Annotated in this window: 18 protein-coding genes, 4 tRNA genes and 1 pseudogene; 11 read left to right on the plus strand and 12 right to left on the minus strand. The window is 59.4% G+C overall.

Features of this window, described 5'->3' with window-relative positions; all coding sequences use genetic code 11:
- Positions 1–83 precede the first annotated feature (83 nt).
- Both K0F88_RS25910 and K0F88_RS25915 read right to left on the minus strand, forming a co-directional pair.
- Positions 84–707 carry a glutathione S-transferase family protein gene (locus tag K0F88_RS25910; RefSeq protein ID WP_094468526.1) on the minus strand — a complete coding sequence of 208 codons (624 nt, stop codon included), beginning with the start codon at positions 705–707 and terminating at the stop codon, positions 84–86.
- A 43-nt stretch (positions 708–750) separates the two neighbouring features.
- Complete coding sequence (locus K0F88_RS25915; protein ID WP_219097125.1) at positions 751–1,410, minus strand: transglutaminase family protein; 660 nt, start codon at positions 1,408–1,410, stop codon at positions 751–753.
- A gap of 248 nt (positions 1,411–1,658) precedes the next feature.
- On the opposite strand from K0F88_RS25915, the gene K0F88_RS25920 reads away from it, so the two are divergent.
- Together K0F88_RS25920 and K0F88_RS25925 are read left to right on the plus strand one after the other, a co-directional pair.
- The gene (locus K0F88_RS25920) at positions 1,659–4,106 is read left to right on the plus strand and encodes an acyl-CoA dehydrogenase (RefSeq protein WP_219097126.1); all 2,448 of its coding nucleotides are present in this window, start codon (positions 1,659–1,661) and stop codon (positions 4,104–4,106) included.
- 65 nt (positions 4,107–4,171) lie between these two features.
- The gene (locus tag K0F88_RS25925; protein WP_219097128.1) at positions 4,172–4,579 is read left to right on the plus strand and encodes a PA2817 family protein; all 408 of its coding nucleotides are present in this window, start codon (positions 4,172–4,174) and stop codon (positions 4,577–4,579) included.
- Between the two features lie 219 nt (positions 4,580–4,798).
- On the opposite strand, the gene K0F88_RS25930 is transcribed toward K0F88_RS25925, so the two are convergent.
- Positions 4,799–5,788 (minus strand): LysR family transcriptional regulator, encoded by a 990-nt coding sequence (locus K0F88_RS25930; protein WP_219097129.1) that lies wholly within the window; start codon positions 5,786–5,788, stop codon positions 4,799–4,801.
- 90 nt (positions 5,789–5,878) lie between these two features.
- On the opposite strand from K0F88_RS25930, the gene K0F88_RS25935 reads away from it, so the two are divergent.
- The 4 genes from K0F88_RS25935 to K0F88_RS25950 all read left to right on the plus strand — a co-directional run bounded on the left by K0F88_RS25935 (position 5,879) and on the right by K0F88_RS25950 (position 9,946).
- On the plus strand, positions 5,879–6,505 hold the full coding sequence (locus K0F88_RS25935) for a hypothetical protein (protein ID WP_094471192.1): 627 nt from the start codon (positions 5,879–5,881) through the stop codon (positions 6,503–6,505).
- A gap of 93 nt (positions 6,506–6,598) precedes the next feature.
- Positions 6,599–7,369 carry a 2OG-Fe(II) oxygenase gene (locus K0F88_RS25940; protein WP_094471191.1) on the plus strand — a complete coding sequence of 257 codons (771 nt, stop codon included), beginning with the start codon at positions 6,599–6,601 and terminating at the stop codon, positions 7,367–7,369.
- A 1-nt stretch (position 7,370) separates the two neighbouring features.
- Positions 7,371–8,009: a LysE family translocator gene (locus tag K0F88_RS25945; protein ID WP_094471190.1), complete on the plus strand. Its 639-nt coding sequence runs from the start codon at positions 7,371–7,373 to the stop codon at positions 8,007–8,009.
- Between the two features lie 197 nt (positions 8,010–8,206).
- Positions 8,207–9,946, plus strand: coding sequence for a dipeptidase (locus tag K0F88_RS25950; RefSeq protein WP_219097130.1), 1,740 nt, complete (start codon positions 8,207–8,209; stop codon positions 9,944–9,946).
- 143 nt (positions 9,947–10,089) lie between these two features.
- Here the strand turns inward: K0F88_RS25950 and K0F88_RS25955 are convergent.
- The 4 genes from K0F88_RS25955 to K0F88_RS25970 all read right to left on the minus strand — a co-directional run bounded on the left by K0F88_RS25955 (position 10,090) and on the right by K0F88_RS25970 (position 10,504).
- A tRNA-Gly gene (locus K0F88_RS25955) sits at positions 10,090–10,165 on the minus strand.
- Between the two features lie 3 nt (positions 10,166–10,168).
- Positions 10,169–10,244, minus strand: a tRNA-Glu gene (locus tag K0F88_RS25960).
- Between the two features lie 105 nt (positions 10,245–10,349).
- Positions 10,350–10,425, minus strand: a tRNA-Gly gene (locus tag K0F88_RS25965).
- A gap of 3 nt (positions 10,426–10,428) precedes the next feature.
- Positions 10,429–10,504, minus strand: a tRNA-Glu gene (locus K0F88_RS25970).
- A gap of 378 nt (positions 10,505–10,882) precedes the next feature.
- On the opposite strand from K0F88_RS25970, the gene K0F88_RS25975 reads away from it, so the two are divergent.
- On the plus strand, positions 10,883–11,653 hold the full coding sequence (locus K0F88_RS25975) for a hypothetical protein (protein WP_219097131.1): 771 nt from the start codon (positions 10,883–10,885) through the stop codon (positions 11,651–11,653).
- Positions 11,654–12,419: 766 nt separating this feature from the next.
- On the opposite strand, the gene K0F88_RS33060 is transcribed toward K0F88_RS25975, so the two are convergent.
- From K0F88_RS33060 to K0F88_RS25990, 4 genes and pseudogenes are all read right to left on the minus strand, one after another.
- The gene (locus tag K0F88_RS33060; protein WP_370655173.1) at positions 12,420–13,301 is read right to left on the minus strand and encodes a methyl-accepting chemotaxis protein; all 882 of its coding nucleotides are present in this window, start codon (positions 13,299–13,301) and stop codon (positions 12,420–12,422) included.
- A pseudogene (locus tag K0F88_RS33065) lies at positions 13,281–14,384 on the minus strand (HAMP domain-containing protein); the annotation flags it as partial. The gene K0F88_RS33060 and the pseudogene K0F88_RS33065, both read right to left, overlap by 21 nt.
- A gap of 108 nt (positions 14,385–14,492) precedes the next feature.
- Positions 14,493–15,884: a PLP-dependent aminotransferase family protein gene (locus K0F88_RS25985; protein WP_094471186.1), complete on the minus strand. Its 1,392-nt coding sequence runs from the start codon at positions 15,882–15,884 to the stop codon at positions 14,493–14,495.
- Between the two features lie 186 nt (positions 15,885–16,070).
- Positions 16,071–16,832 carry an SDR family oxidoreductase gene (locus tag K0F88_RS25990; protein WP_077749218.1) on the minus strand — a complete coding sequence of 254 codons (762 nt, stop codon included), beginning with the start codon at positions 16,830–16,832 and terminating at the stop codon, positions 16,071–16,073.
- Positions 16,833–17,068: 236 nt separating this feature from the next.
- On the opposite strand from K0F88_RS25990, the gene K0F88_RS25995 reads away from it, so the two are divergent.
- The gene (locus K0F88_RS25995) at positions 17,069–18,073 is read left to right on the plus strand and encodes an NADP-dependent oxidoreductase (RefSeq protein WP_010457045.1); all 1,005 of its coding nucleotides are present in this window, start codon (positions 17,069–17,071) and stop codon (positions 18,071–18,073) included.
- Positions 18,074–18,202: 129 nt separating this feature from the next.
- On the opposite strand, the gene pyrF is transcribed toward K0F88_RS25995, so the two are convergent.
- Positions 18,203–18,901, minus strand: a complete 699-nt coding sequence (pyrF, locus tag K0F88_RS26000) for an orotidine-5'-phosphate decarboxylase (RefSeq protein ID WP_027924005.1) — start codon at positions 18,899–18,901, stop codon at positions 18,203–18,205.
- A gap of 293 nt (positions 18,902–19,194) precedes the next feature.
- On the opposite strand from pyrF, the gene K0F88_RS26005 reads away from it, so the two are divergent.
- The 3 genes from K0F88_RS26005 (at position 19,195) to xopAW (ending at position 22,001) form a co-directional block, all read left to right on the plus strand.
- Positions 19,195–19,953, plus strand: coding sequence for a response regulator (locus tag K0F88_RS26005; protein WP_219097134.1), 759 nt, complete (start codon positions 19,195–19,197; stop codon positions 19,951–19,953).
- The gene (locus K0F88_RS26010; protein ID WP_219097135.1) at positions 19,953–21,002 is read left to right on the plus strand and encodes a HAMP domain-containing sensor histidine kinase; all 1,050 of its coding nucleotides are present in this window, start codon (positions 19,953–19,955) and stop codon (positions 21,000–21,002) included. Before K0F88_RS26005 ends, K0F88_RS26010 begins: the two co-directional genes overlap by 1 nt.
- Before the next feature lie 147 nt (positions 21,003–21,149).
- The gene (gene xopAW / locus K0F88_RS26015; protein WP_094471180.1) at positions 21,150–22,001 is read left to right on the plus strand and encodes an EF-hand domain-containing protein; all 852 of its coding nucleotides are present in this window, start codon (positions 21,150–21,152) and stop codon (positions 21,999–22,001) included.
- Positions 22,002–22,131 lie beyond the last annotated feature (130 nt).

The following is a 22,131-nucleotide window of genomic DNA, read 5'->3' on the forward strand; positions in this document are numbered from 1 at the left end:
GCGAGCAATGCAACCGCGGCGCACGAGCGCAATGGTGCTTGTCGCCGCCACACAAGTACAGTCAAGTGTGTCGATAGTGAGTATTAAGTCAACGCGGTCATAACGGCTTTTTTATACGCCGGACGCTGTTTCAGTCGCGCATACCAGGCTTCAAGATGCGGCTGCGGTGCGCGCTCGATCGGCATCTCGAACCAGGCATAAATGAAACTGCCAAGGGGAATGTCGCCCATGCCAATTTCGTCGCCGGACAGATACGGCATGGCCGCCAACGCCTGGTTCGCCATCGTCAGCAGGTCATCGCACTCCTTGATCGCGGCGTTGATGGCGGGCCAGTCCTGCTTGTCTTCAGGTGTGCGTAACACGCCCCAGAACACCGTGCGGAACGGGCCGGCAAAACTGGAGGTGGTCCAGTCCATCCACTTGTCAGCAGCGGCGCGGGCCTTCAGATCCGCCGGATACCAGGCCGTACCATCGGCGCGACTGGCCATCAGGTAACGCACGATGGCGTTCGATTCCCATAGCACGAAGCCGTCGTCTTCGATCACCGGCACACGGCCGTTGGGGTTCATCGCACGGTACTGCGGCGTGTCGACTACACCAAAGGCGCCGCCCGCATCGATGGCTTCATAGGCCAGGCCCAGCTCCTCGGCGGCCCACAATGGCTTTCTGACATTCGACGAATTTTTCCGACCCCAGATCTTCAGCATGACCGCCTCTTTATGGATGAATGCGCAGGCAGCATACGCCGGATCAGGCGCGGCTCAAATCACTCTGCATGTCACCCAGCAATGCTGGCAAAGTGTCGCTGAACAGATGCGGGTAGCACTTTTCCAGGTGCTCGAAAAAGAACGTTTCGGGCACGTCAGTGAACTGGCCGTGGTCCACCAGATACTCCATCAGCGGCTCGCCGTCGCGGTTGAAGGGATGAAAAACACTGTCGTGGATGCCGTCGAACTCCAGCGGCGCCACATTGAACAGTTCGCAGAGTTTTTGGTTAAAGGCAGGCGTCGCCTTGACCCAGCGACCGTTCAGATACAGCTCCGTATAACCATGCATGGCGAACACATCGCTCTTGAGCAACTCAAGCAACCGCGGGGTCGACAGGTGATTGCGCACGTCAGCCAGACCGATCCGCGCAGGGATCCCGCAATGTCGGGCTGCTCCGGCCAGAAGCGTGGCCTTGGGCACGCAATAACTCTCTCCGGCTGCCAGTGCATAACTGCCGCACAACGTATCCGGGTCGCGACTGAAGGTGTAGGGGTTGTAGCGCACGGCTTCGCGCACCGCGTAATAGAGCTTGATCGCCTGCTCAAGCGGATCGCGACTGGCGCCCCGATGTTTTTCAGCGAACTCCACCACCGAGGGGTGGTCACTATCGATGAAGCGGCCGGGACTCAGATACTCGTGCATGAGAACAATCTCCTGGGGAAGCCACGAGTCTAGCGATACCTTTAGCACAGAGATAACGACGTTTCGGCCAAACATGGGCGCATAGCCGCGTAGGAAACGAACGATTTCCCGGGCGTGTTGCCAACCCAACCTACAAAACTCATCGATGGTTTCCCACGAATTCAATCACCTCGCTCCGACCACCTTGTTTTGCGGATGCCGTCTAAGCTCTGAAGGTTGGTTTTACCCTGGTTCACGGAGGATTAAATATGCTGCTGTTGTGGATACTGGTTCTGGTTGTCGGGATAGCTTATTTAGCCCACCGTCTCATCGCCCCCCTGCCCGCCCTGTGCATCGTCGCTGTCTATATCGTCGCGATGGGTGCCTTCAGCCGCGCGCCAGGCTGGCTGCTGCTGATTTTCTGGGTGTTGATCGCAGCCGTCGCGGCGCCGTTGTTGCTGCCCGACCTGCGTCGCAAATTCTTCAGCGCGCCGCTGTTCAGCTGGTTCCAGAAAACCCTGCCGCCAATGTCGCAAACCGAACGCGATGCAATCGACGCCGGGACCGTGTGGTGGGACGGCGAACTGTTCAGCGGTCGCCCGGACTGGAACAAACTGCTGTCCTATCCAAAAGTGCAGCTCAGTGAAGAGGAACAGGCCTTTATCGACGGCCCGACTGAAGAACTCTGCGCCATGGTCACCGATTGGCAGATCGGGCAAGACATGGATCTGCCGCCCGAAGCCTGGACTCACATCAAGGAAAACGGCTTCTTTGCGCTGATCATTCCCAAGGAGTTTGGCGGCAAGGGCTTCTCGGCCTATGCCCACTCCCAGGTGGCGATGAAACTGGCGACCCGCAGTGGCGACCTCGCGTCCACCGTGATGGTCCCTAACTCCCTGGGCCCGGCCGAACTGCTGCTGCATTACGGCACCGACGAACAACGCAACCATTACCTGCCACGGCTGGCCCGGGGCGACGACATCCCGTGCTTCGCATTGACTGGCCCACTGGCGGGCTCCGACGCCGGCGCCATGCCCGACACCGGGGTCATCTGCAAAGGTGAATGGGAAGGCAAGGAAACCCTCGGTCTGCGCCTCAACTGGGAAAAGCGCTACATCACGCTGGGCCCGGTGGCCACCCTCCTCGGCCTGGCCTTCAAGGCTTATGACCCGGACCATTTGCTGGGCGACAAGGAAGACCTGGGTATCAGCCTGGCGCTGATCCCGACCGACACCGCCGGTGTCGAGATCGGCCGCCGTCACCTGCCGCTGGGTGCCGCCTTCATGAATGGCCCGAACTCCGGCAAGGACGTCTTCGTGCCGCTGGACTTCCTCATCGGCGGCCAGGAAATGCTCGGCAAGGGCTGGATGATGCTGATGAACTGCCTGTCGGTCGGGCGTTCGATATCCCTGCCGGCGGTCGGCACCGGCGCCGCCAAGTTCACCAGCCTGGTCACCGGACAGTACGCGCAGGTTCGTGAGCAGTTCAACGTTCCACTGTCGGCGTTCGAAGGTATTCAGGAAGCCATGGCACGCATCGGCGGCAACGCCTGGATGATGGACGCCGCCCGAATGCTGACCGCCAACGCGGTGGACCTGGGCGAGAAACCGTCGGTGCTGTCGGCGATTCTCAAGTACCACCTCACCGAACGCGGCCGCGAGTGCATCAGCCACGCCATGGATGTTCACGGCGGCAAGGCGATCATCATGGGGCCGAACAACTACCTCGGTCGCAGCTGGAATGGCGCGCCCATCTTCATCACTGTGGAAGGCGCGAACATTCTCTCGCGCAACCTGATGATCTTCGGTCAGGGCGCCATTCGCTGCCATCCGTTCGTGCTGAAAGAAATGGCCCTCGCTGGCCGTGAAGATAAGGATCAGGCACTCACCGAATTCGATGGCCTGCTGCTCAAGCACATCGGTTTCGCCGTGAGCAACGCCGCCAGCACGCTGGTGTTGAACCTCGGCTTCGGGCACCTGGAACATTCGCCGGGTGACAAGCTCAGTCAGGGTTACTTCCGTGCGCTTAACCGTCAGGCCGCCGCGTTCGCCATGCTTGCTGACCTCAGCATGATGTTGCTGGGTGGTGAACTGAAACGTCGCGAACGCCTGTCGGCACGTCTTGGGGATGTGCTCAGCAACATGTACCTCGCCTCCGCAGCGCTCAAGCGGTACCACGACCTCGATTCGCCGGAGCACATGGCGCCGCTGTTCAAGTGGGCCATGGAAGAAAGCCTGGGCCAGTCGGAACGGGCGCTGGATGAATTGCTCAGCAACTTTCCGAACAAGGTGTTGGGTTGCCTGTTGCGGGTGATCGTGTTCCCGTTCGGCCGTCGCCACAAAGGCCCATCGGACAAACTCGGCGCCGAAGTCGCCGCAGTGATCGGCCGCGCCAAGGGCGATCCAACCCTCGAAGAATTGCTCGGCGGTTGCTACCGCCCGCAATCGGCGGACGACGCGGTCGGTGCCCTGCAACATGCCTGCAACCTTTTGAACGCAGCTCAACCGTTACAGAAAAAACTGCACGTGGCGCTCAAAAGCGGTCAGGTCAAACCGGCTGCCGGGGAACATGTCATCGATGCAGCGCTGGAGGCGGGGGTGTTGCAACCTGGTGAGGCGCAGTCCCTGCGTGATGTTGAAGTAGCGCGGCGCAAGGTCATCGACGTCGATGATTTCGACAAAGACGAACTGGCGCTGGCCGACGGAAAGGTCCGCTGATCCTGTAAAAACGGGCGCAGGAGCTTTATACTCCTGCGCCCGTTTTGCTCTTGAGGACTTATCTCGTGTCCAACGTCGTTGCCGATCATCTTGTCTTGCTCGACCACCTGCGCAGCATCCTGGTCGCCGTAGGTGAGGCCGAACAGGTTCCCGAAGAAAGCCATGCCTTGTTCCTGGAGCGCTTCGACGAACTGCGTGCGTTGCTGCCGGTCGACCCGATCGAAAGCCAATACCTGGGCCAGGACATTCTGTGCCAGGTGATCACCCGTTATCCGCAAATCGCCCACCTGGTCCCGCGCGACCTGTTGTGGTACTTCGCCGGTGACTGCCTGCATTACATGCCCGATGATGAAATCGAATTGTACCAGGCACTGGAAGAGCGTCGTTTCGAAGCCGAACAGAACGACGAACCCTTCGACTGGAATCAGGAAAAACAGCTGCTGGCGATGTCGAACGACGACAGCAAGCACTGATCCCTGATCTGAAATGCAAAAGGCCCGCATGGTTGAACATGCGGGCCTTTTTTATGGCATTTCCGAGTGGTGTGGTGTTCGAGCAGCCGCCATCGTCGGAACGCCGCCCGGAGCAAGCCCGCTCCCACAGGTTTTTGTGGTGAAGCTGCAATCTCAGGCATCACACACATCACTGTGGGAGCGGGCTTGCTCCGGGCGGCGTTCCGACGAAGGCGTTCGTCAAAGCAACCCATCACTCTCAGGCAACTCATACTCCGCCGCGACCTTCCCCGCCTTCCCCGGCTTGCTCAGGGTCGGCTCCTTCTCCAGACACTCCACCAGATAATCAATGAACACCCGCAGTTTCGGTGGCAAATAGCGCGTCGGCGAATGCAGCAACCAGGCGCCGCCATGGTAGGACGCGAGGAAGGTCCAGTCCGGCAACACCTGCACAATCAACCCCTGCTCCAGCGCATAACGCGCCGTGAAATACGGCAGGCTGCCAATCCCGATGTGCTGCAACACCGCCCCCAACCGCACGCCGGTGTGATTGGCCGCATACCGCCCACGTACACCGACCGTCACAGCCTTGCTGCCTTTCTTGAATTTCCAGCGCGCATCGCTCGGGGTTTCACCCAGATAGATGCAGCTGTGGTTGAGCAAGTCGTGGGGGTGCGTCGGCGTGCCATGTTCGGCGAGGTATTGCGGTGTAGCGCAGAGCAAATGGTCGATGGTCAGCAACTGCCGCCCGACCAACCCGGCGGGTGGTCGATCGGTAATGCGAATCGCCAGATCAACGTTGTCGTCGATCAGATCCACCTGGCGATCCTCAAGCAACAGTTCCACATCCACTTTGGGATAACGGCGCAAAAATTCCGGCATATGCGGGTGAATCACAAATCGACCGACCGCCTTGGGCACGCTGACCCGAACCAGCCCTTCCGCTTCATGGGTGAACTGCCCGCTGATTTCCATCACGGACTTGGCCGCACTGACCATTTCCTGGCAGCGCTTGAACACCTCTTCGCCACCGTCGCTCAAGCGCAACTTGCGTGTGGTTCGCTGCAGCAGACGCGTGGCCAACGCTTTTTCCAGACGCGAAATACTGCGACTCACCGCCGAGGGTGAAGAACCCAATTGACGGGCTGCTTCGGAAAAGCTACCGGACTCGACAACCTTGACGAAGATCGCCATTTCACCCAGCAACGGTAGCGGTAGATTTATGCTCACAGCGCAACAGTCCTTTGATGTTTGAACGGATTATCACGCAATTCCACGCTTCATATAATAAAAAGAGAAACTTTAATGAGGACATGGAATATGACGCTTCGCCTCTTTTTCCATAGTGATGACCTCAAGGCCAATGTGGAAGTCCTGGATTGCACGCCCCAGGAAAGCGAGTTTGCGGTGGTGCTGCGCGCGACGTTGTTTCACCCCCAGGGTGGCGGTCAGCCTTGCGATACCGGCTGGATCGGCGAAAGCCAGGTGCTGCGCGTGGTCCAGGACCCGGACCGAATCATTCATTTTGTCGACCAGCCAGTAAAACTCGGCATGACCCAGATCCGGATCGACGAGCAACGCCGCCGGTTCAATTCGCGCATGCATTCGGCCGGCCACCTGATCGGCCATTTTGTCCAGGCACTGGGCTGGATGCCGGTCAAGGCTCATCACTGGCCGGGCGAAGGACGCGTGCAATTCAAACCGGTGGAGTCGGCAAAAGAGGTGGACGCCGAGATGATTCAGCACGGCATCGAGCAATGGGTCGCCCATGACCTGCCGCGCCTGACATCGATGCGCGAAGGCGCCCGGGAAATTGGTTTTGGTGAACTGCCCGCCTACGGCTGCGGCGGCACACATGTACGTAGCCTGAAGGATTTGGGCACGGTCACGATTGCTTCCCTTTCGCTGAAAAAGGGAATGCTGTCAGTCCACTACAGCGTGGATTGAGCTTTTGGGCGATGCCGCCCCCGGCATCGCTTGACGCCCGGGGGAGCCCGCACTCGCGGGCTCTGTTGACTATCTGATAGATGGACCTAAGACATGATGCTTGACGTCGAGCGTCTCGATGAGACGTGCATAAAAAAACTGGCCAACGAAGAAGTCCTCGCCATCCGCGTCAAAGGCCTGTTGCCCCAGCCGCTGGCGATTCAGATTGGTGACAAGATCCTCGCCCCGGGTTTTGAAGGCTATATCAATGCACCGAGCATCGGTCGCATCGGCATGGCGTTTTATGAGGCGGAAAACCAGCCACTGCTGATCGAAGATTATTTCGAGCATGCCTCGCGCAACATCGCGGAGTTGCGCAAACGTTGCGCGCCCTATTCTTCCCCGGTCGACACCCTGCGCTGCATGCTCGATGAGTCCTGGCCGGCGGGTGCGCACCTGGAAAATCTCTACGGCCGCAAGATGTATGTCGGGCTGTCCCGCGTGGTGAAACCAGGGGTGTGCTTCCTGGCCCATCACGACATTTTCGCCAAGGATGCCCCCGACAGTTATCAGGCCAGAAGCCTGGAAGCGCAGTTCGCCTGCAATGTTTACCTGAACATGCCCACTGAGGGTGGCGCCTTGCAGATGTGGGACCACGATATTTCTTCAGATCAATTCGACGAGATGCGTGGCGACAACTACGGCATCGATCCGGCCCTGCTCGGAACACCAACCTTGGAGATTCGTCCTGAGCCGGGTGATTTCATCATGTTCAATTCGCGCTGCATGCACTCGGTGACACCGGGCGTGGCGGATCCGCGATTGAGCCTTTCGTTCTTTGTCGGCTATCGCGGCAATGCTTCACCCCTTACTTTCTGGAGTTGAAATGCTTTCGAATTACCTGGGCGAGTTCCTGGCGCTGGCGACTATTCACTTTCTGGCTGTGGTCGCACCGGGACCGGACTTCGCTGTGACCATCCGCCAAAGTGTGCGTTTCGGCCGGCTGGTCGGGATCTGCACGGCGCTGGGCATCGGTGCGGGGATTTCCGTGCACGTGCTTTACACCCTGCTCGGGGTCGGCGCGTTGATGCACACAACGCCCTGGTTACTGACGGTGGCCAAGGTGGTGGGCGGCGCTTACATTTTGTACCTCGGTGTCAGTCTGCTGCGCAGTAAACCCAAATCCGCGCTTGAGGGTGACAAAATTGCCGAAGAGCCGGTCGTCCAGCAAACGCTGCTGAAGGCGTTCACCACCGGTTTTCTGACCAACGCGACCAACCCCAAGGCGACGCTGTTTTTCCTGGCAATTTTCACCACGCTCATCAGCGCCACGACACCCTTGAAGATCCAGGCGCTTTATGGGGCCTGGATGTGTTTTGTGAACGCGCTGTGGTTCGTGATCGTCGCGCTGTTCTTTTCCAGCGCCCGGGTGCGATTGCTGTTCATGCGCATGGGGCATTGGTTCGAACGCACCATGGGGGTGATTCTGATCCTGTTCGCCGGGCGTTTGATTCTGTCGATGTAAAACCTGCGCCCACGCAAAAGGCCCGCTCAGTCTGACTGACGGGCCTTTTTCGTTTCTGCGCCGCTTTTGCATTACTGTGCGACAGATCCCACATCAGGGACTCCCGTAACACTCCGTTACAGTGTTAGCTTGGAAACGTTTCTGTCTCATCGATCAGAAACTTCTCACCCACTGCCTGCAAAGGAATGCCCACAGCAATGAATTTCTCACTCAAGCACCTGGCTGCGTCAACCCTGATACTGGCCAGCCTTTCGTCGTTCACCCTGACAGCGCAGGCCAACATCACCCCGCAACAGAGTGCGGCGATCCTCAAGACGTTCAGTGACGCATCGGTAACGGATTTCAGGCAATTCCTGGGAGGCCTGGCCAAGAGCGATCTCGGCAAAACCGCCGACCTCGCCCCCGCCATCAGTGCCTTCCTCGACAACAAGACCCTTACTCCAGACCAGCAGAACGAAATCCATCGCCTGCTTGGGCTCTACGCACGGGTGAAATACGGCAGCGCTGCTACCGAGACCCTGCGCGAGCTGGTGGCCATCCCGACCTTCCGCGTCGAGGGCGTTGACCAGCATGACAATCCCGAATTCATCAAGATCGCCGAGAAGATCAAGGGCCTGGCCCAGGCGTTCAACCTGAACTTCCGCAACATCGACAACCGCGTCTATGAAATCTCCCTTGAGGGCAGCAGCGACGAAGTCGTGGGCATTCATGCACATGCCGATGTGGTGCCCGTAACGCCGGAGAATTGGGTCCTGAAAGATGGCACCAAACTTGATCCGTTCAAGGTCACCCTGATCGGCGACCGTATGTATGGCCGGGGCACCGAGGATGACAAGAACGGTATCGTGGTAGCGCTTTATGCGATGAAGGTCATCAAGGAAGAGAAGCTTCCGCTGGCGCGCAATTTCAAACTGCTGGTCGATACCACCGAAGAAACCACCGGCGACGCCATCCCTTATTACTTCGAACACAATCCGACACCCAACTACAACCTGGCGCTGGATGGCGGCTACCCGGTAGTGATTGCGGAGAAAGGCTACGGCACCGTGATGGCGAACTTTGCCAAACGCAAGGCTGAGGGCAAGGGCGCCGAAATCATCTCGATGACCGGCGGCATGGCCACCAACCAGATCCCGTCGACATCGGTCGTCACCCTTTTGAGTGAGAAGCCTGCCGAATTGGCCGCCAGCCTGCAGAAGGCCGGCGCCGATTATGCCAAAAGCAATGGCGGCAACTTCGACGTCACCGCCAAGGTTGAGGGCAAGGACGTCAAATTGACGGTCACCGGCGTTTCCGCCCACTCCTCCGAGCCCGAATCCGGCGTCAACCCGGTGTCGAGAATGCTGGGCTTCATCAATAGCCTGGAGGGCAAGGTTGCGCTCAAGCACAACCACATTACCGACGCCGCCCGCTACGCTGCCGACAACTGGGGCCTGGATTACCTCGGAGGCAAATTGGGGGTCGGTTTTTCCGATGCCTTCATGGGACCGCTGACCGCTTCGCTGACCTATGTCGGGATGGACGATAAAGCCTTCAAGCTCGCAGTCAACCTGCGGGTGCCGAAGGGCAAGTCGCCGGAAACGCTCAAGACCGAAATCGCCGACAAGCTTGATGCCTGGAGCAAGAAGACCCACGTCGCGGTGGCCTTCGACTACTCGATCGCCGAGCCGATGTACCGCAACCCTGAGGGTGATTGGGTCAAGGCCTTGCTCGCCGTGGCCAGCGAAAACCTGGGCATGGAACACAAGTACGGCACCTCTGCGGGCGCCACTTCGGTCCATGAACTGCCCAATGGCGTGCAATTCGGCCTGGCCAGGCCCGAAGTCAAGTACACCGGCCACACCGATAACGAGTTCAAGACGGTCGACCAGTTCCTGCTGGACCTGCAGATCGTGACGGAAATGATGGGGCGGATCGGGCAGTTGCCGAAACTCTGATCGCTTTTTCGGACCTGCTGTTGTGGCGGGTCCGACGCGTTGATTTTGATACCCACAAAAAAAGGACCTCAACAAGGTCCTTTTTTATAAATGACACACAAACAAAAACGCCGCTCATTGCTGAGCGGCGTTTTTGTTGAATATGGAGCGGGAAACGAGACTCGAACTCGCGACCCCGACCTTGGCAAGGTCGTGCTCTACCAACTGAGCTATTCCCGCAAATGGCGTCCCCTAGGGGACTCGAACCCCTGTTACCGCCGTGAAAGGGCGGTGTCCTAGGCCACTAGACGAAGGGGACACGCTAACTGAAACACATGGTGTGTATTTCAGTGCCCAAATCCGCATCCGAAGATATCGGTTCTGGTTTCACTCAGCCCTGCCCGAAAGCAACGCTGTTTAAAATTGGAGCGGGAAACGAGACTCGAACTCGCGACCCCGACCTTGGCAAGGTCGTGCTCTACCAACTGAGCTATTCCCGCAAATGGCGTCCCCTAGGGGACTCGAACCCCTGTTACCGCCGTGAAAGGGCGGTGTCCTAGGCCACTAGACGAAGGGGACACACGTACAACATTCACTTCCTACCGCGTTTCGCTGTGTGCTTTACGCTGTAAGTGGCGCGCATTCTATGGATGGATTGAAGGGTCGTCAACCCCCAGATATAAATTTATTTAAATCAATGACTTCGCCCCGCTTTCAGGCGCGATTCAGGCTTTTACGCCTCCCGACCTTTGGCGACTATATTCTGGCAACGACCAAGACGTTATAGTCCGCCGCCGAAGATGATGGCAATCTGAACCATAGTCGCCAGCATTTATATAAGTCGAACCCCGGCCGATATAAAGATAGCCAGAACCGATTCAACTCGTCGAGCGGTCCTATGCGCCCAAATGCCAAGCCACTACACTCGATCGCGAACCCTATAAAGAGGTCTTACCGGTGACACCACTCATGATCACCCTGCTAGTCGTAGCCGGGATCGCACTATTGATCGCCATTGGCTACATGAACCATGTGGTGGAAAACAACAAGCTGGAAAAGGCCCGTACCAAGGTTGAACTCAACGACCGCCTGCGTCGCTGCGGCGAAATCACCGAGACGTTCCCCGGTCAGCTGATGACACCCGGGCTCAAGCTGCTGCTGACCCGCCTGGAACTCAATGTCTGCAAGCGTTTGCTCAACCTGGAAAAAACCAGTTCCAACCTGAGGGCCCGGATTACCGAACTCGAAGCCCTGGCCGCGCAAGGCGAATCGATCCCGGTCAACAACCCGCCGGCACCGATCCAGACCGAAGCCAAGGCCAAGGACGTGCGTTTCCTGCTCGAAGCCCTGCACGGCCAAATCACCCGTGCCGCACAGGACGGCTTCCTGCCGACCAACGAAGCCAAGCGCTGGATCCGCGAAGTTCGCCACATTCTGGTGCTGCTGCACATCGAGTTCTTCAACAACCTCGGCCAACAATGCCTGCAACAAAACCAGCCAGGCCAGGCCCGCCTCGCCTTCGAACGCGGCGTGCAATACCTGCGTAAACAGCAGGAACCGCAGGTCTATGCCGAACAGCTCGAATACCTGGAAAAACTCCTGGCCCGTGCCAACGCCATGGTGATGGACAAAATCGCGGCGGTTGAAAGCGAAGCGAACCAATTGAACGTAGGCCTCAAAGACGTCGAGGCGGATGCGGACTGGAAGAAGAAAGTGATCTACGACTGATCGGAAGAAGCAAAGAAGCCACCGCGAGGTGGCTTTTTTTTGGGTCGGGTTTGGTGGGTGAGTACTGCCGGGGAAGATAGGTTGAGTCTCAAAAAGGTTTGCAGTCCATCTGAAAGATATTGGTCGGCTGTCAGGCCGCCATCACGAGCAGGCTCGCTCCCACAGTGGAATGATTTGTACCTGCAAGAAACTGGTCGGCTGTGAGGCCGTCATCGCAGCGATGCGGCGACCCGACAAGCCAGCTCCCATAGGGTTCGGTGTCCACCTGCAAGAGATTGGTCGGCTGTCAGGCCGCCATCACGAGCAGGCTCACTCCCACAAAAAGCAGATCGGCATACGGCTTTTGCTTTTCACCACTCATCAGGCCGAGCGTTAGCTCGCCTGCAGCTCTTGATCTTGATCCACCCGCCCCTTTCGGGAGGCTGAGTGGAGGTGTTCATCCGGGGAGTGGCGCGCAGCGCCGTTCGACGCAGTCGAACACGCTGCATGTAGGTCGTCGCGAAGCAGACCGGAGGGCAGTGTCCCCGGATGGATACCGGAGCGAAGGTACGCCGAGCCTTAGCGAGGGGCCGGACGCTTGGGGCGAGACTTTTTGGTTCCTTTTGTGGCGTTTGACAAAAGGGACTCGCCGTAAGGGCGAAACCGCCAGCTGCCGTTACCGCAGGAATGGATATGTACACCTGAAAGAGATAGGTCGGCTATCAGGCCGCCATCGCGAGCAGGCTCACCCCCACATTAGATCTGTGCACATACGCAGGGAGACAGATCAGAGCCTGAAGTGCCCGACCATCCCCTTCAACTCAACCCCCAACTGCGCCAGCTCAATGCTCGACGCCGCATTCCCACGCATCGCCAACGAAGACTGATCCGCACTCGCACGAATACTCGTCACACTGCGATTAATCTCCTCGGCCACCGAACTCTGCTCCTCGGCTGCCGCCGCAATCTGCTGGTTCATCTGCTGAATCAACGACACCGCCGCCGCGATACTTCCCAGCGCACTCTCAGTCTGCAACGCGTCACTTACCGCCAGCTTCACCAGCTCACCACTGTTCTGAATCTGCTGCACCGACGACTGCGCCGCCGAACGCAAGGCGCTCACCAGACGCTCAATTTCCTCGGTCGATTGCTGTGTGCGCTTGGCCAACGCCCGAACCTCATCCGCCACGACCGCGAATCCCCTGCCCTGCTCGCCGGCCCGTGCCGCCTCGATCGCCGCATTGAGCGCCAACAGGTTGGTTTGCTCGGCGACACTCTTGATCACACTGAGTACCGTGCCGATGTTCTGGATTTCCGCACTCAGGCTTTCGATGCTCGAACTGGCCGACGTCGCCGAGTCCGCCAGCTGTTCGATCCGCGCCATGCTCTGACGCACTACCTGCTGGCCACTTTCCACCTTACCGTCCGCCGTTTGCGCAGCCTGAGCGGCTTCCTCCGCGTTACGCGCCACATCGTGCACCGTCGCCGTCATCTGATTCATCGCCGTGGCGACCTGCTCGGTTTCTTCCTTCTGGCTGCTGACCTCCAGGTTGGTCTGCTCAGTCACCGCCGACAACGATTGCGCCGAACTCGCCAACTGCTCGATACCGGCCTGCAAACCGCTGACGATGGTGCTCAGCCCCGCACCCATCTGTTGCATGGCCTGCATCAACTGGCCGATCTCGTCACGGCGCGTCACTTCAACCGTCGCACTCAAATCACCCGCGGCGATCTGTTGTGCGACACGAATCACACTGCGCAGCGGCGCCACGATCAATCGGGTTATGACCCACGCCGCGATCAACCCGACCAGCAACGCCAGAGCCGAAGAGCCGATGATCAGCATCGAGTTCTTCTTCAATTCGGCCTGCATCGACTGGTCCTCGGCGACATACGCCTGATCGACCCGTTCCACCACTTGGGCAGCACGCTGGTGCAGTTGCTCATAGACGGTTTTTTCCTGGGCCAGGAGATCGGTGTACTCGGTCAGTTTCTCGCTGAAACTGGTGATGTGACCCGCCACTTCATTGAGGACAGTCTGATAGCCCTCATCCTTGACTGTGGTTTTCAACTGCTCGGCCTGAACCTGCGCCTGATCGGCCTGCTCGATCTTGCCCTGGCCTACGCTGTCGTCCCCCTTGCGGCTCTGGTCCAGACGTACACGTGCTTCGTTCATGGCCTGCAGCATCAACCGCGACACCTGGCTGACCTGATTGGCTTGCTCGATGAACTGCCCTCCGTCCTTGCCTTCGGACTCCTTCAAGGTATAGGCGCCATCGTCGGCAAGCCCTGCTTGCAGGACGTCCAGGTTATTGGCCACGCTGGAGACCGACCAACTGGCCATTTCCAGGGACAGGTCCTTGGCCTGACTTAATGAGACGAACTCGTCGAACGCCTTGCGATAAGCCCCCAGGGATTGCTCGACGTCATTCATCACTGGCACGTTGGCCGGTGACGCAGCCTTGAGCTGCGTCGCCAAGGCGATCAGGCCATCCACGCCCTGGTGCAGGGCATCGACGGTTTTCGGGTTGCCGTGCAAGGCGTACTCCTGCTCAAGCAGTCGCACCTTGAGCAAACCGCTGTTGAGCGACGACATCTGCTTGAGCCCGTCGAAGCGATGACTGATGGTTTGCAGGGACCAAACGCCGATGGCTGCCACCAGGGCCGTCAGCAGCAGCACCAAGACAAACCCGACACCCATTTTTTTTGCCATACCGAGGTTGGCAAAACGTCCTTGCACGGCCGAAATCATTGCACTTAGTCCCCTGACATAGTCTGTTGACGCAGATTCGCAATGGGCATGGGCCAGCACAAGTCTCTGGCGTCGGAATAATGGCAAAAAGCTACGCCCACGTCGTTTTCAGAACGTTTTAGGTCGATTCGCAGCGGTTGCCTGAAAAAATGCCCGGGCACGAGGATCACAGGCATAAGCAACGTTGATGCGCTGCCAATCATTCGCCTGGCCGTCAGGACTGAAGGCTGTAGCAGAAGACAGCAGCACACCGAAACGCCGGGCCTGCTTGCGCACCTGAGCGTAGTCGCACATCCCCGATCGCGCCCAGATGAACAGGCCGCCAGCCGGCTTGCCGAAAACCTCCCACTCGGCGTCTTCGAGCACTTGCAAGGCCGCCTCTCTGTCCGTGTTCAAACGCTGGCGCTGACGCTGCACCAGTTTGCGGTACGCGCCGCTGGTCAACAGGCAAGTCAGCACCGACTCGCAGAACCTTGAGGCGCCCATGCTGCTGATCATCTTGACCTCGGCCAATCGCGATATGACCCCTTCACTGGCCACGACAAAGCCGACCCGCAATGAACTGCTGAGGGTTTTCGAGTAGCTGCCGATGTAGATCACGTTGTCATCGCCCCCCAATGCAGCGAGGCGCGTGCCAGGGCCGTAGTGCAAATCCGCATAGACGTCATCTTCAATCACCAACACGCCATGGGTCTTGGTCAATTGTAAAACCTGCTGCGCCACCGCAGGCGTCAGGCAGCTGCCCGTCGGGTTGTGGTAGAAACTGTTGATGAATAGCGCGCGGGGCCGGTGCTTTATCAAGAGTGCTTCCAGTTGCGCCGTGTCGGGCCCGCGCGGGGTACGCGGCACCTCGATCATCGTCACGCGGTGCAGCCTGAGCAGTTCAAACAACAGTGGATACCCCGGACTTTCCACCACCACGCAATCACCCGGCTTGAGCAGGGTGCGCACGATCAGGTCGAGCCCCTGACTGGCACCTGCAGTGGTCAGAATACGATTTTCGTCCACTTCGATACCGAGCCGTCCAAGGCGTTTGAGAATTTGCAGACGCAAGGCAGGCAGGCCTCGGGAGGTGCTGTAGTTGAACAATCCGGCCATGTCGGTACGGCTGACCTGACGAATCGCGTAGCTCAGGTCGTCAGTTTCGCGCCAGCTCTCCGGCAACCCGCCACAGCCCAGCTTAAGTTCGCCCGAGAAGCCTCCCTGTTTCAGTTCCGCTCCTTCGAACCAGAGGCAATCCTGTTGCCCCTGGGCGACCAGCGCTGGCGTGGCGACAATGAAACCGGCGCCATGACGCGACGCCAGCACACCTTGAGTCACCAGCCGCTCACAGGCTTCGACGACGCTGGACTGACTGAGCAGATTGACCCGCGCGATGTGCCGCGCAGAAGGTAAACGCGTCCCTGGCTGCGCCTCGCTCTGACGGAGCCAGACGGCCAACGCGTCGACGATTTGCTGTACGACTGGCACCAATGCCTGTCGATCGATTCTCAATTCCATGAGCAAGCAAACTCCTGTCCATTTGCGGGAAACAGTTAATCACAGGTCTGCTGGATCGGATGTGCGACAACGCCGCCAAAACCCTCGGTTCTAACCATTTGAAACACATTGGCCGCCGCCCTTCACGACACCATGAAAAAGCCCGCACGTATGCGGGCTTATTCCTACGAGGCAGGTCTTGATGGGTCAGAACGCAGTGACACCACCGTCCACTGCCAGCGAGTGACCGGTGGTAAACGCCGCGCCGTCGCTGCACAGATACAGCACGGCGCTGGCGATTTCCTCGACCTTGCCGATGCGGCCGACCGGGTGCATGGCGTTGGCGAACTCGCCCTTCTTCGGGTCCGCTTCATAGGCACGACGGAACATGTCGGTGTCTATCACCGCCGGGCACACCGCGTTCACGCGAATCTTTTTCTTGGCGTATTCGATGGCCGCCGACTTGGTCAAGCCGATCACCGCGTGTTTCGACGCCGCGTAAATGCTCATCTTCGGCGCCGCACCAAGGCCCGCCACCGAAGCGGTGTTGACGATCGCGCCGCCGCCCTGGGCCAGCAGCAAGGGCAACTGGTATTTCATGCACAGCCAGACGCCTTTGACGTTGACGCCCATGATCGCGTCGAACTCATCAAGGGTGCCTTCAGCCAGTTTGCCTTTCTCGATCTCGATGCCGGCATTGTTGAAGGCGTAGTCCAGACGGCCGTAGGTATTCACCACCTCGTCCATCAGATTTTTTACATCGCTTTCCAGCGTGACGTTGCAACGCACGAAGGTCGCTTCGCCGCCTGCTGTACGAATCAGTGCCACAGTGCCTTCGCCCCCGGCCGTGTCCATGTCGGCCACCACCACTTTCAACCCTTCAGCGGCGAATGCCTGGGCGGTCGCGCGGCCAATACCGTTGGCAGCGCCGGTCACCACAGCGACCTGGCCGGAAAACGTCATGCTCATTGTTATGCCCTCAAAGAGAAGAATGCGGGGGATCGCGTGTTCCCAGTCTAGCCACAGGGGCGTGTGACACGGCAGCACTATCAGAAGCCCGGTTGAGTGACCATGAGTGGCAGTGATAGAACGGCGGGACTGACTATCACTGCACTGGATCGACGTGCATTCGCCGCATCAGCCAAACTTGCGGCATCGATCATGAAGGTCTATCAACAAAGCTTCATTCATCTTGAGTGCCTGTCATGACAACCCAGACCAATCGCCAGTTCCTGCTCGCCAAACGTCCGGTGGGCGCGGCGACCCGCGAGACCTTTACCTATCAAGAAGTGCCAGTCGGCGAACCGGCTGCGGGTCAGATCCTGGTCAAAAACGAATACCTGTCCCTGGACCCGGCCATGCGTGGCTGGATGAACGAGGGCAAGTCCTACATTCCGCCGGTCGGTATCGGCGAAGTCATGCGCGCATTGGGTGTAGGCAAAGTCGTTGCCTCGAACAATCCTGGGTTTGCGGTCGGGGACTACGTCAACGGTGCCTTGGGCGTGCAGGATTATTTCCTCGGCGAGCCACGAGGTTTCTACAAAGTCGATCCGAAACTGGCACCGCTGCCCCGTTACCTGTCCGCGCTGGGCATGACCGGGATGACCGCCTACTTCGCACTGCTCGATGTCGGCGCACCGAAGGAAGGTGACACCGTGGTGCTGTCGGGCGCGGCCGGTGCGGTGGGCAGCATTGCCGGGCAGATCGCCAAGATCAAAGGCTGCCGTGTGATCGGCATCGCGGGCGGCGCGGACAAGTGCAAGTTCCTGATCGACGAACTGGGGTTTGACGGCGTCATCGACTACAAGAACGAAGACGTGCATGCCGGCCTGAAGCGTGAATGCCCGAAAGGTGTGGACGTGTATTTCGATAACGTCGGCGGCGATATTCTCGATGCGGTGCTCGGTCGCCTGGCCATGAAAGCGCGAGTGGTGATTTGTGGCGCCATCAGCCAGTACAACAACAAAGAAGCGGTCAAAGGCCCGGCCAACTACCTGTCGTTGCTGGTCAACCGCGCGCGAATGGAAGGCTTCGTGGTGATGGACTACGCCGCGCAGTTCGCCGCCGCCGGGCAGGAAATGGCCGGCTGGATGGCCAAGGGGCAGCTTAAAAGCAAGGAAGACATTGTTGAAGGACTGGAGACGTTCCCGGAGACGCTGATGAAGTTGTTCAGCGGCGAGAATTTCGGGAAGTTGGTGTTGAAGGTCTGACCCTGATCTGACGACAACACAAACCCTGTGGGAGCGAGCTTGCTCGCGATAGCGGACTGACACTCAACATCAATGTTGACTGTAATGGCCTTATAGCGAGCAAGCTCGCTCCCACAGGTTTAGCGGCGTTTAGGCGAGTTCGGCCACAACTGCCGCCAACGCTTTGGCCGGATCCGCTGCCTGGCTGATCGGGCGACCAATCACCAGGTAATCAGAACCGGCATCCAGCGCCTGACGCGGGGTCAGGATTCGGCGCTGATCGTCCTGGGCGCTGCCCGCCGGGCGAATCCCCGGGGTCACCAGTTGCAGCGACGGGTGAGCCGATTTCAGGGCCTGGGCTTCCAGGGCCGAGCACACCAGACCGTCCATCCCGGCTTTTTCCGCCAGTGCCGCCAGACGCAGCACCTGTTCCTGCGGCTCGATGTCCAGGCCGATACCCGCCAGATCTTCACGTTCCATGCTGGTCAGCACGGTCACGCCGATCAACAGCGGTTTGGGGCCGGTACGCTGATCGAGCACCTCCCGGCAGGCGGCCATCATGCGCAGACCGCCGGAGCAGTGCACATTGACCATCCACACGCCCATTTCCGCCGCGGCTTTAACCGCCATCGCGGTGGTGTTCGGGATGTCGTGGAACTTGAGGTCCAGGAACACTTCGAAACCCTTGTCACGCAAGGTGCCGACGATTTCCGAGGCGCAGCTGGTGAACAGTTCCTTACCGACTTTGACCCGGCACAGCTTAGGGTCCAACTGGTCGGCCAGCTTCAGTGCGGCGTCACGGGTGGGGAAATCCAGGGCGACGATGATAGGAGTCTGGCAGACGGACATGTGCGGGCTCTCAGGCAGGACGAAATCGGCGCGCATTGTAGCGGAACCAGCGCCACTGCGGGACCCGATGATCGGTAATTCGTCCCGAAGACTCCAGCAAGACTAGCCCCTGCGTCGATTGTGTCGAGTTCGATACACACACGACACGCCCACAACATCCTTGCTCACTACCCTCGGCAGCCGCAACACGTCCTTACAGCACTTCCAGCCTGCGGGCTGGACGCCTATGCTGGAACCACAACCTCGCAGCCCATCTTTGTGGTTGGCAGCCTACCTGGCAGATGAACGCACGCATGCACAGCACCCCAGCATCTCTGAACGACGATCAAAAAGCACCCGCTGACGACAAACGCTGGAGCATTCGCGCCCTGATCGTCGACGATGACATCCCGATCCGCGAACTGATGATCGACTACCTGGCCCGGTTCAACATTCACGCCAGCGGCGTCACCGATGGCGCTGCCATGCGCGTGGCATTGCAAGCGGAGCATTTCGACGTGGTGGTGCTCGACCTGATGCTGCCCGGTGAAGACGGGTTGTCCCTGTGCCGCTGGCTGCGCGCCGAATCGGACATTCCGATCCTGATGCTCACCGCACGCTGTGAACCCACCGACCGGATCATCGGCCTGGAACTGGGCGCCGACGACTACATGGCCAAGCCCTTCGAACCACGGGAACTGGTGGCGCGGATTCAAACCATTCTGCGTCGAGTGCGCGACGATCGCACCGAACAGCGTGCGAATATTCGCTTCGACAACTGGCGCCTGAACAGCGTACTACGGCAATTGATCGCTGCCGATGGCCTTGTTGTGCCGCTGTCCAACGCCGAATTCCGCCTGCTGTGGGTGTTCATCGAACGTCCGCGCCGGGTGCTCAGCCGTGAACAACTGCTGGACGCTGCCCGTGGTCGTTCGATCGAAGCGTTTGATCGCAGCATCGACCTGCTGGTCTCGCGCCTGCGCCAGAAGCTCGGCGATGACCCGAAAGCCCCGCAGTTGATCAAGACCGTTCGCGGTGAGGGTTATCTGTTCGACGCAAGAGACATCGGCTGATGCGGGCGCGCTTCGATACGCTGTTCGGCCGCCTGTTTGGCGTGCTGCTGCTGGCGATCATCCTGGCGCACCTTTTGGCGTTTGCCTGGTTTCACCATTACGGCCCTCCCCCGCCTCCACCGCCGCCGGCGTTTTCCGAAGGCATGGACGGACAGCGCCCGCCGATGGACCCGCGTTTCGAAAACCGGCCTCCACGGCCGTGGTTTGGCGGCCCCTTGGTGCCGCTGACGTTCCAGTTTGTCTCGCTGATCATCGCTGCATGGTACGGCGCCAAACTGCTCAGCCGGCCGATCCAGCGGCTGAGCGACGCCGCCGAACGCTTGAGCGAAAACCTCGATAGCGCGCCACTGGATGAGTCCGGCCCACGGGAAGCCCGGCAAGCGGCCTACACCTTCAATTTGATGCAGAAACGCATTATCGAACAGGTGCAGCAGCGCTCGCGGATGCTCGGCGCGGTGTCCCACGACCTGCGCACGCCGCTCTCTCGACTCAAACTGCGGCTGGAGCAGATCGAGGACGACAAGCTGCAAGGTCAGATGCGCCAGGATCTGGACGACATGATCAGCATGCTCGATGCCACCCTCACCTATTTGCACGAACAGCGCACCAGCGAAGCCGGGCAATGGATGGACGTGCAGGCGCTGGTGGAATCGTTGAGCGAAAACGCCCAGGACCAAGGGGCCGACGTCCAGGCCAGCGGCCACTGCGGGCCGCTGCAAGTGCAGCCGATGGCTTTGCGCTCGTGCATCAATAATCTGCTGGACAACGCCCTGCGCTATGCCGGGCACGCGCGGCTCACCCTCGAAGATAACCGTGAGCAACTGGTGATCCGCGTCATCGACCATGGCCCCGGCATTGAGGCGGACAAACGGGAAGCGGTGTTCGAGCCGTTCTTTCGGCTGGAGGGTTCGCGTAACCGCAACTCGGGCGGCGTCGGCCTGGGCATGACCATTGCTCGCGAAGCGGCAGAACGGTTGGGCGGGCAGTTGAGCCTGGAAGAAACCCCCGGCGGCGGTCTCACCGCCGTCATCCGCCTGCCCCGATCCTGAGCCACACACCGCTCCCACAGGTATCAGGTCTGGCCTGATGACTGTGTGTACCGAACGGTACAAACCTCACACACCCACGACACTTTGCCCCTTGACGCTGCATAAGCCGGTGCACCCGCCGGTTTTCCATTCCAGGGAGTGAGTCCAATGATCGGTAGCGTCAGCAATTACACGAGCTATACCAGCACCAGCAGCACCTCAACCAACAACGCCCGCAGCCAGCAATTCCAGAAAGAACTGTTCACCAAGCTCGACAGCAACAGCGACGGTGCGGTGGATCAGGGCGAACTTGAAAGCGCCCTGTCGCAGAAAACCGACAACGGCCTGCTGGTCAGTTTGAGCAAGCATTTCGGCGATCTGGACAGCGATGAGAGCGGCAGCTTGAGCAGCGAGGAAATGGCGGCAATGGCACCGCCGCCACCACCGCCGCATGACCAGGCACCCAACACCGAACTGGCCGACGCACTCATCAGCGCCATGGACGCCGACGGTGACGGCGCGATCAACAGCGACGAATTGAGCAACGGTCTGAACAACGCTGGCAGCAGTGCCGACAGTAAAGAAATCTTCTCGGCCCTGGACAAGAACCAGGACGGCACCGTCAGCAAGGACGAACTCGCCGCCAGCCTGACCCCGCCGCCACCGCCACCACAGCAGGTGTCCAGCGAAGAATTATTCAGCCAACTGGATACGGACAGCGATGGCAGCGTGACCGCCACCGAACTGAGCAGCGCGCTGCAGGCCAGCAACAGCACCTCATCGACCAGCACCGACACCAGCGCCGCGTTGCTCAAGGTGTTGGACAGTGACAGCAGCGGTGGGGTCAGCAGCGATGAACTGAACGCGGCGCTGCAAGCGGGTCGCGAGAACACCAGCGACAGCTCCACCGCTCAATTCAACGTCAATGAAGCGCTGAACAAAATGATCGCCAACCTGAGCAAGCAGTATTCGCTCGATAACGTGGCGACTGTGGGCAAATACCTGAACGTCGCGACCTGAACCAAGCGTTTAGTCTGACAAATCGCGTCGCCTGCTTCGCGAGCAAGCCCGCTCCCACGTTGGATTCAGGTGAATCACATAAATTGAACACCACTGGACCCTGTGGGAGCGGGCTTGCCCGCGAAGAGGC

The organism is Pseudomonas sp. UMAB-40 (genome assembly GCF_900095275.1).
Taxonomy (GTDB): Bacteria; Pseudomonadota; Gammaproteobacteria; order Pseudomonadales; family Pseudomonadaceae; genus Aquipseudomonas; species Aquipseudomonas mandelii_B.

What these genes read in the sequence shown, in the direction of transcription:
- xopAW (WP_094471180.1), top strand. Translation starts at nt 21,150, where the DNA reads ATGATCGGTAGCGTCAGCAATTACACGAGCTATACCAGCACCAGCAGC.
- pyrF (WP_027924005.1), bottom strand. Translation starts at nt 18,901, where the DNA reads ATGTCCGTCTGCCAGACTCCTATCATCGTCGCCCTGGATTTCCCCACC.
- K0F88_RS25995 (WP_010457045.1), top strand. Translation starts at nt 17,069, where the DNA reads ATGACAACCCAGACCAATCGCCAGTTCCTGCTCGCCAAACGTCCGGTG.
- K0F88_RS26010 (WP_219097135.1), top strand. Translation starts at nt 19,953, where the DNA reads ATGCGGGCGCGCTTCGATACGCTGTTCGGCCGCCTGTTTGGCGTGCTG.
- K0F88_RS25935 (WP_094471192.1), top strand. Translation starts at nt 5,879, where the DNA reads ATGACGCTTCGCCTCTTTTTCCATAGTGATGACCTCAAGGCCAATGTG.
- K0F88_RS26005 (WP_219097134.1), top strand. Translation starts at nt 19,195, where the DNA reads ATGCACAGCACCCCAGCATCTCTGAACGACGATCAAAAAGCACCCGCT.
- K0F88_RS25910 (WP_094468526.1), bottom strand. Translation starts at nt 707, where the DNA reads ATGCTGAAGATCTGGGGTCGGAAAAATTCGTCGAATGTCAGAAAGCCA.
- K0F88_RS25920 (WP_219097126.1), top strand. Translation starts at nt 1,659, where the DNA reads ATGCTGCTGTTGTGGATACTGGTTCTGGTTGTCGGGATAGCTTATTTA.
- K0F88_RS25915 (WP_219097125.1), bottom strand. Translation starts at nt 1,410, where the DNA reads ATGCACGAGTATCTGAGTCCCGGCCGCTTCATCGATAGTGACCACCCC.
- K0F88_RS25945 (WP_094471190.1), top strand. Translation starts at nt 7,371, where the DNA reads ATGCTTTCGAATTACCTGGGCGAGTTCCTGGCGCTGGCGACTATTCAC.
- K0F88_RS25990 (WP_077749218.1), bottom strand. Translation starts at nt 16,832, where the DNA reads ATGAGCATGACGTTTTCCGGCCAGGTCGCTGTGGTGACCGGCGCTGCC.
- K0F88_RS33060 (WP_370655173.1), bottom strand. Translation starts at nt 13,301, where the DNA reads ATGCAGGCCATGCAACAGATGGGTGCGGGGCTGAGCACCATCGTCAGC.
- K0F88_RS25985 (WP_094471186.1), bottom strand. Translation starts at nt 15,884, where the DNA reads ATGGAATTGAGAATCGATCGACAGGCATTGGTGCCAGTCGTACAGCAA.
- K0F88_RS25940 (WP_094471191.1), top strand. Translation starts at nt 6,599, where the DNA reads ATGATGCTTGACGTCGAGCGTCTCGATGAGACGTGCATAAAAAAACTG.
- K0F88_RS25950 (WP_219097130.1), top strand. Translation starts at nt 8,207, where the DNA reads ATGAATTTCTCACTCAAGCACCTGGCTGCGTCAACCCTGATACTGGCC.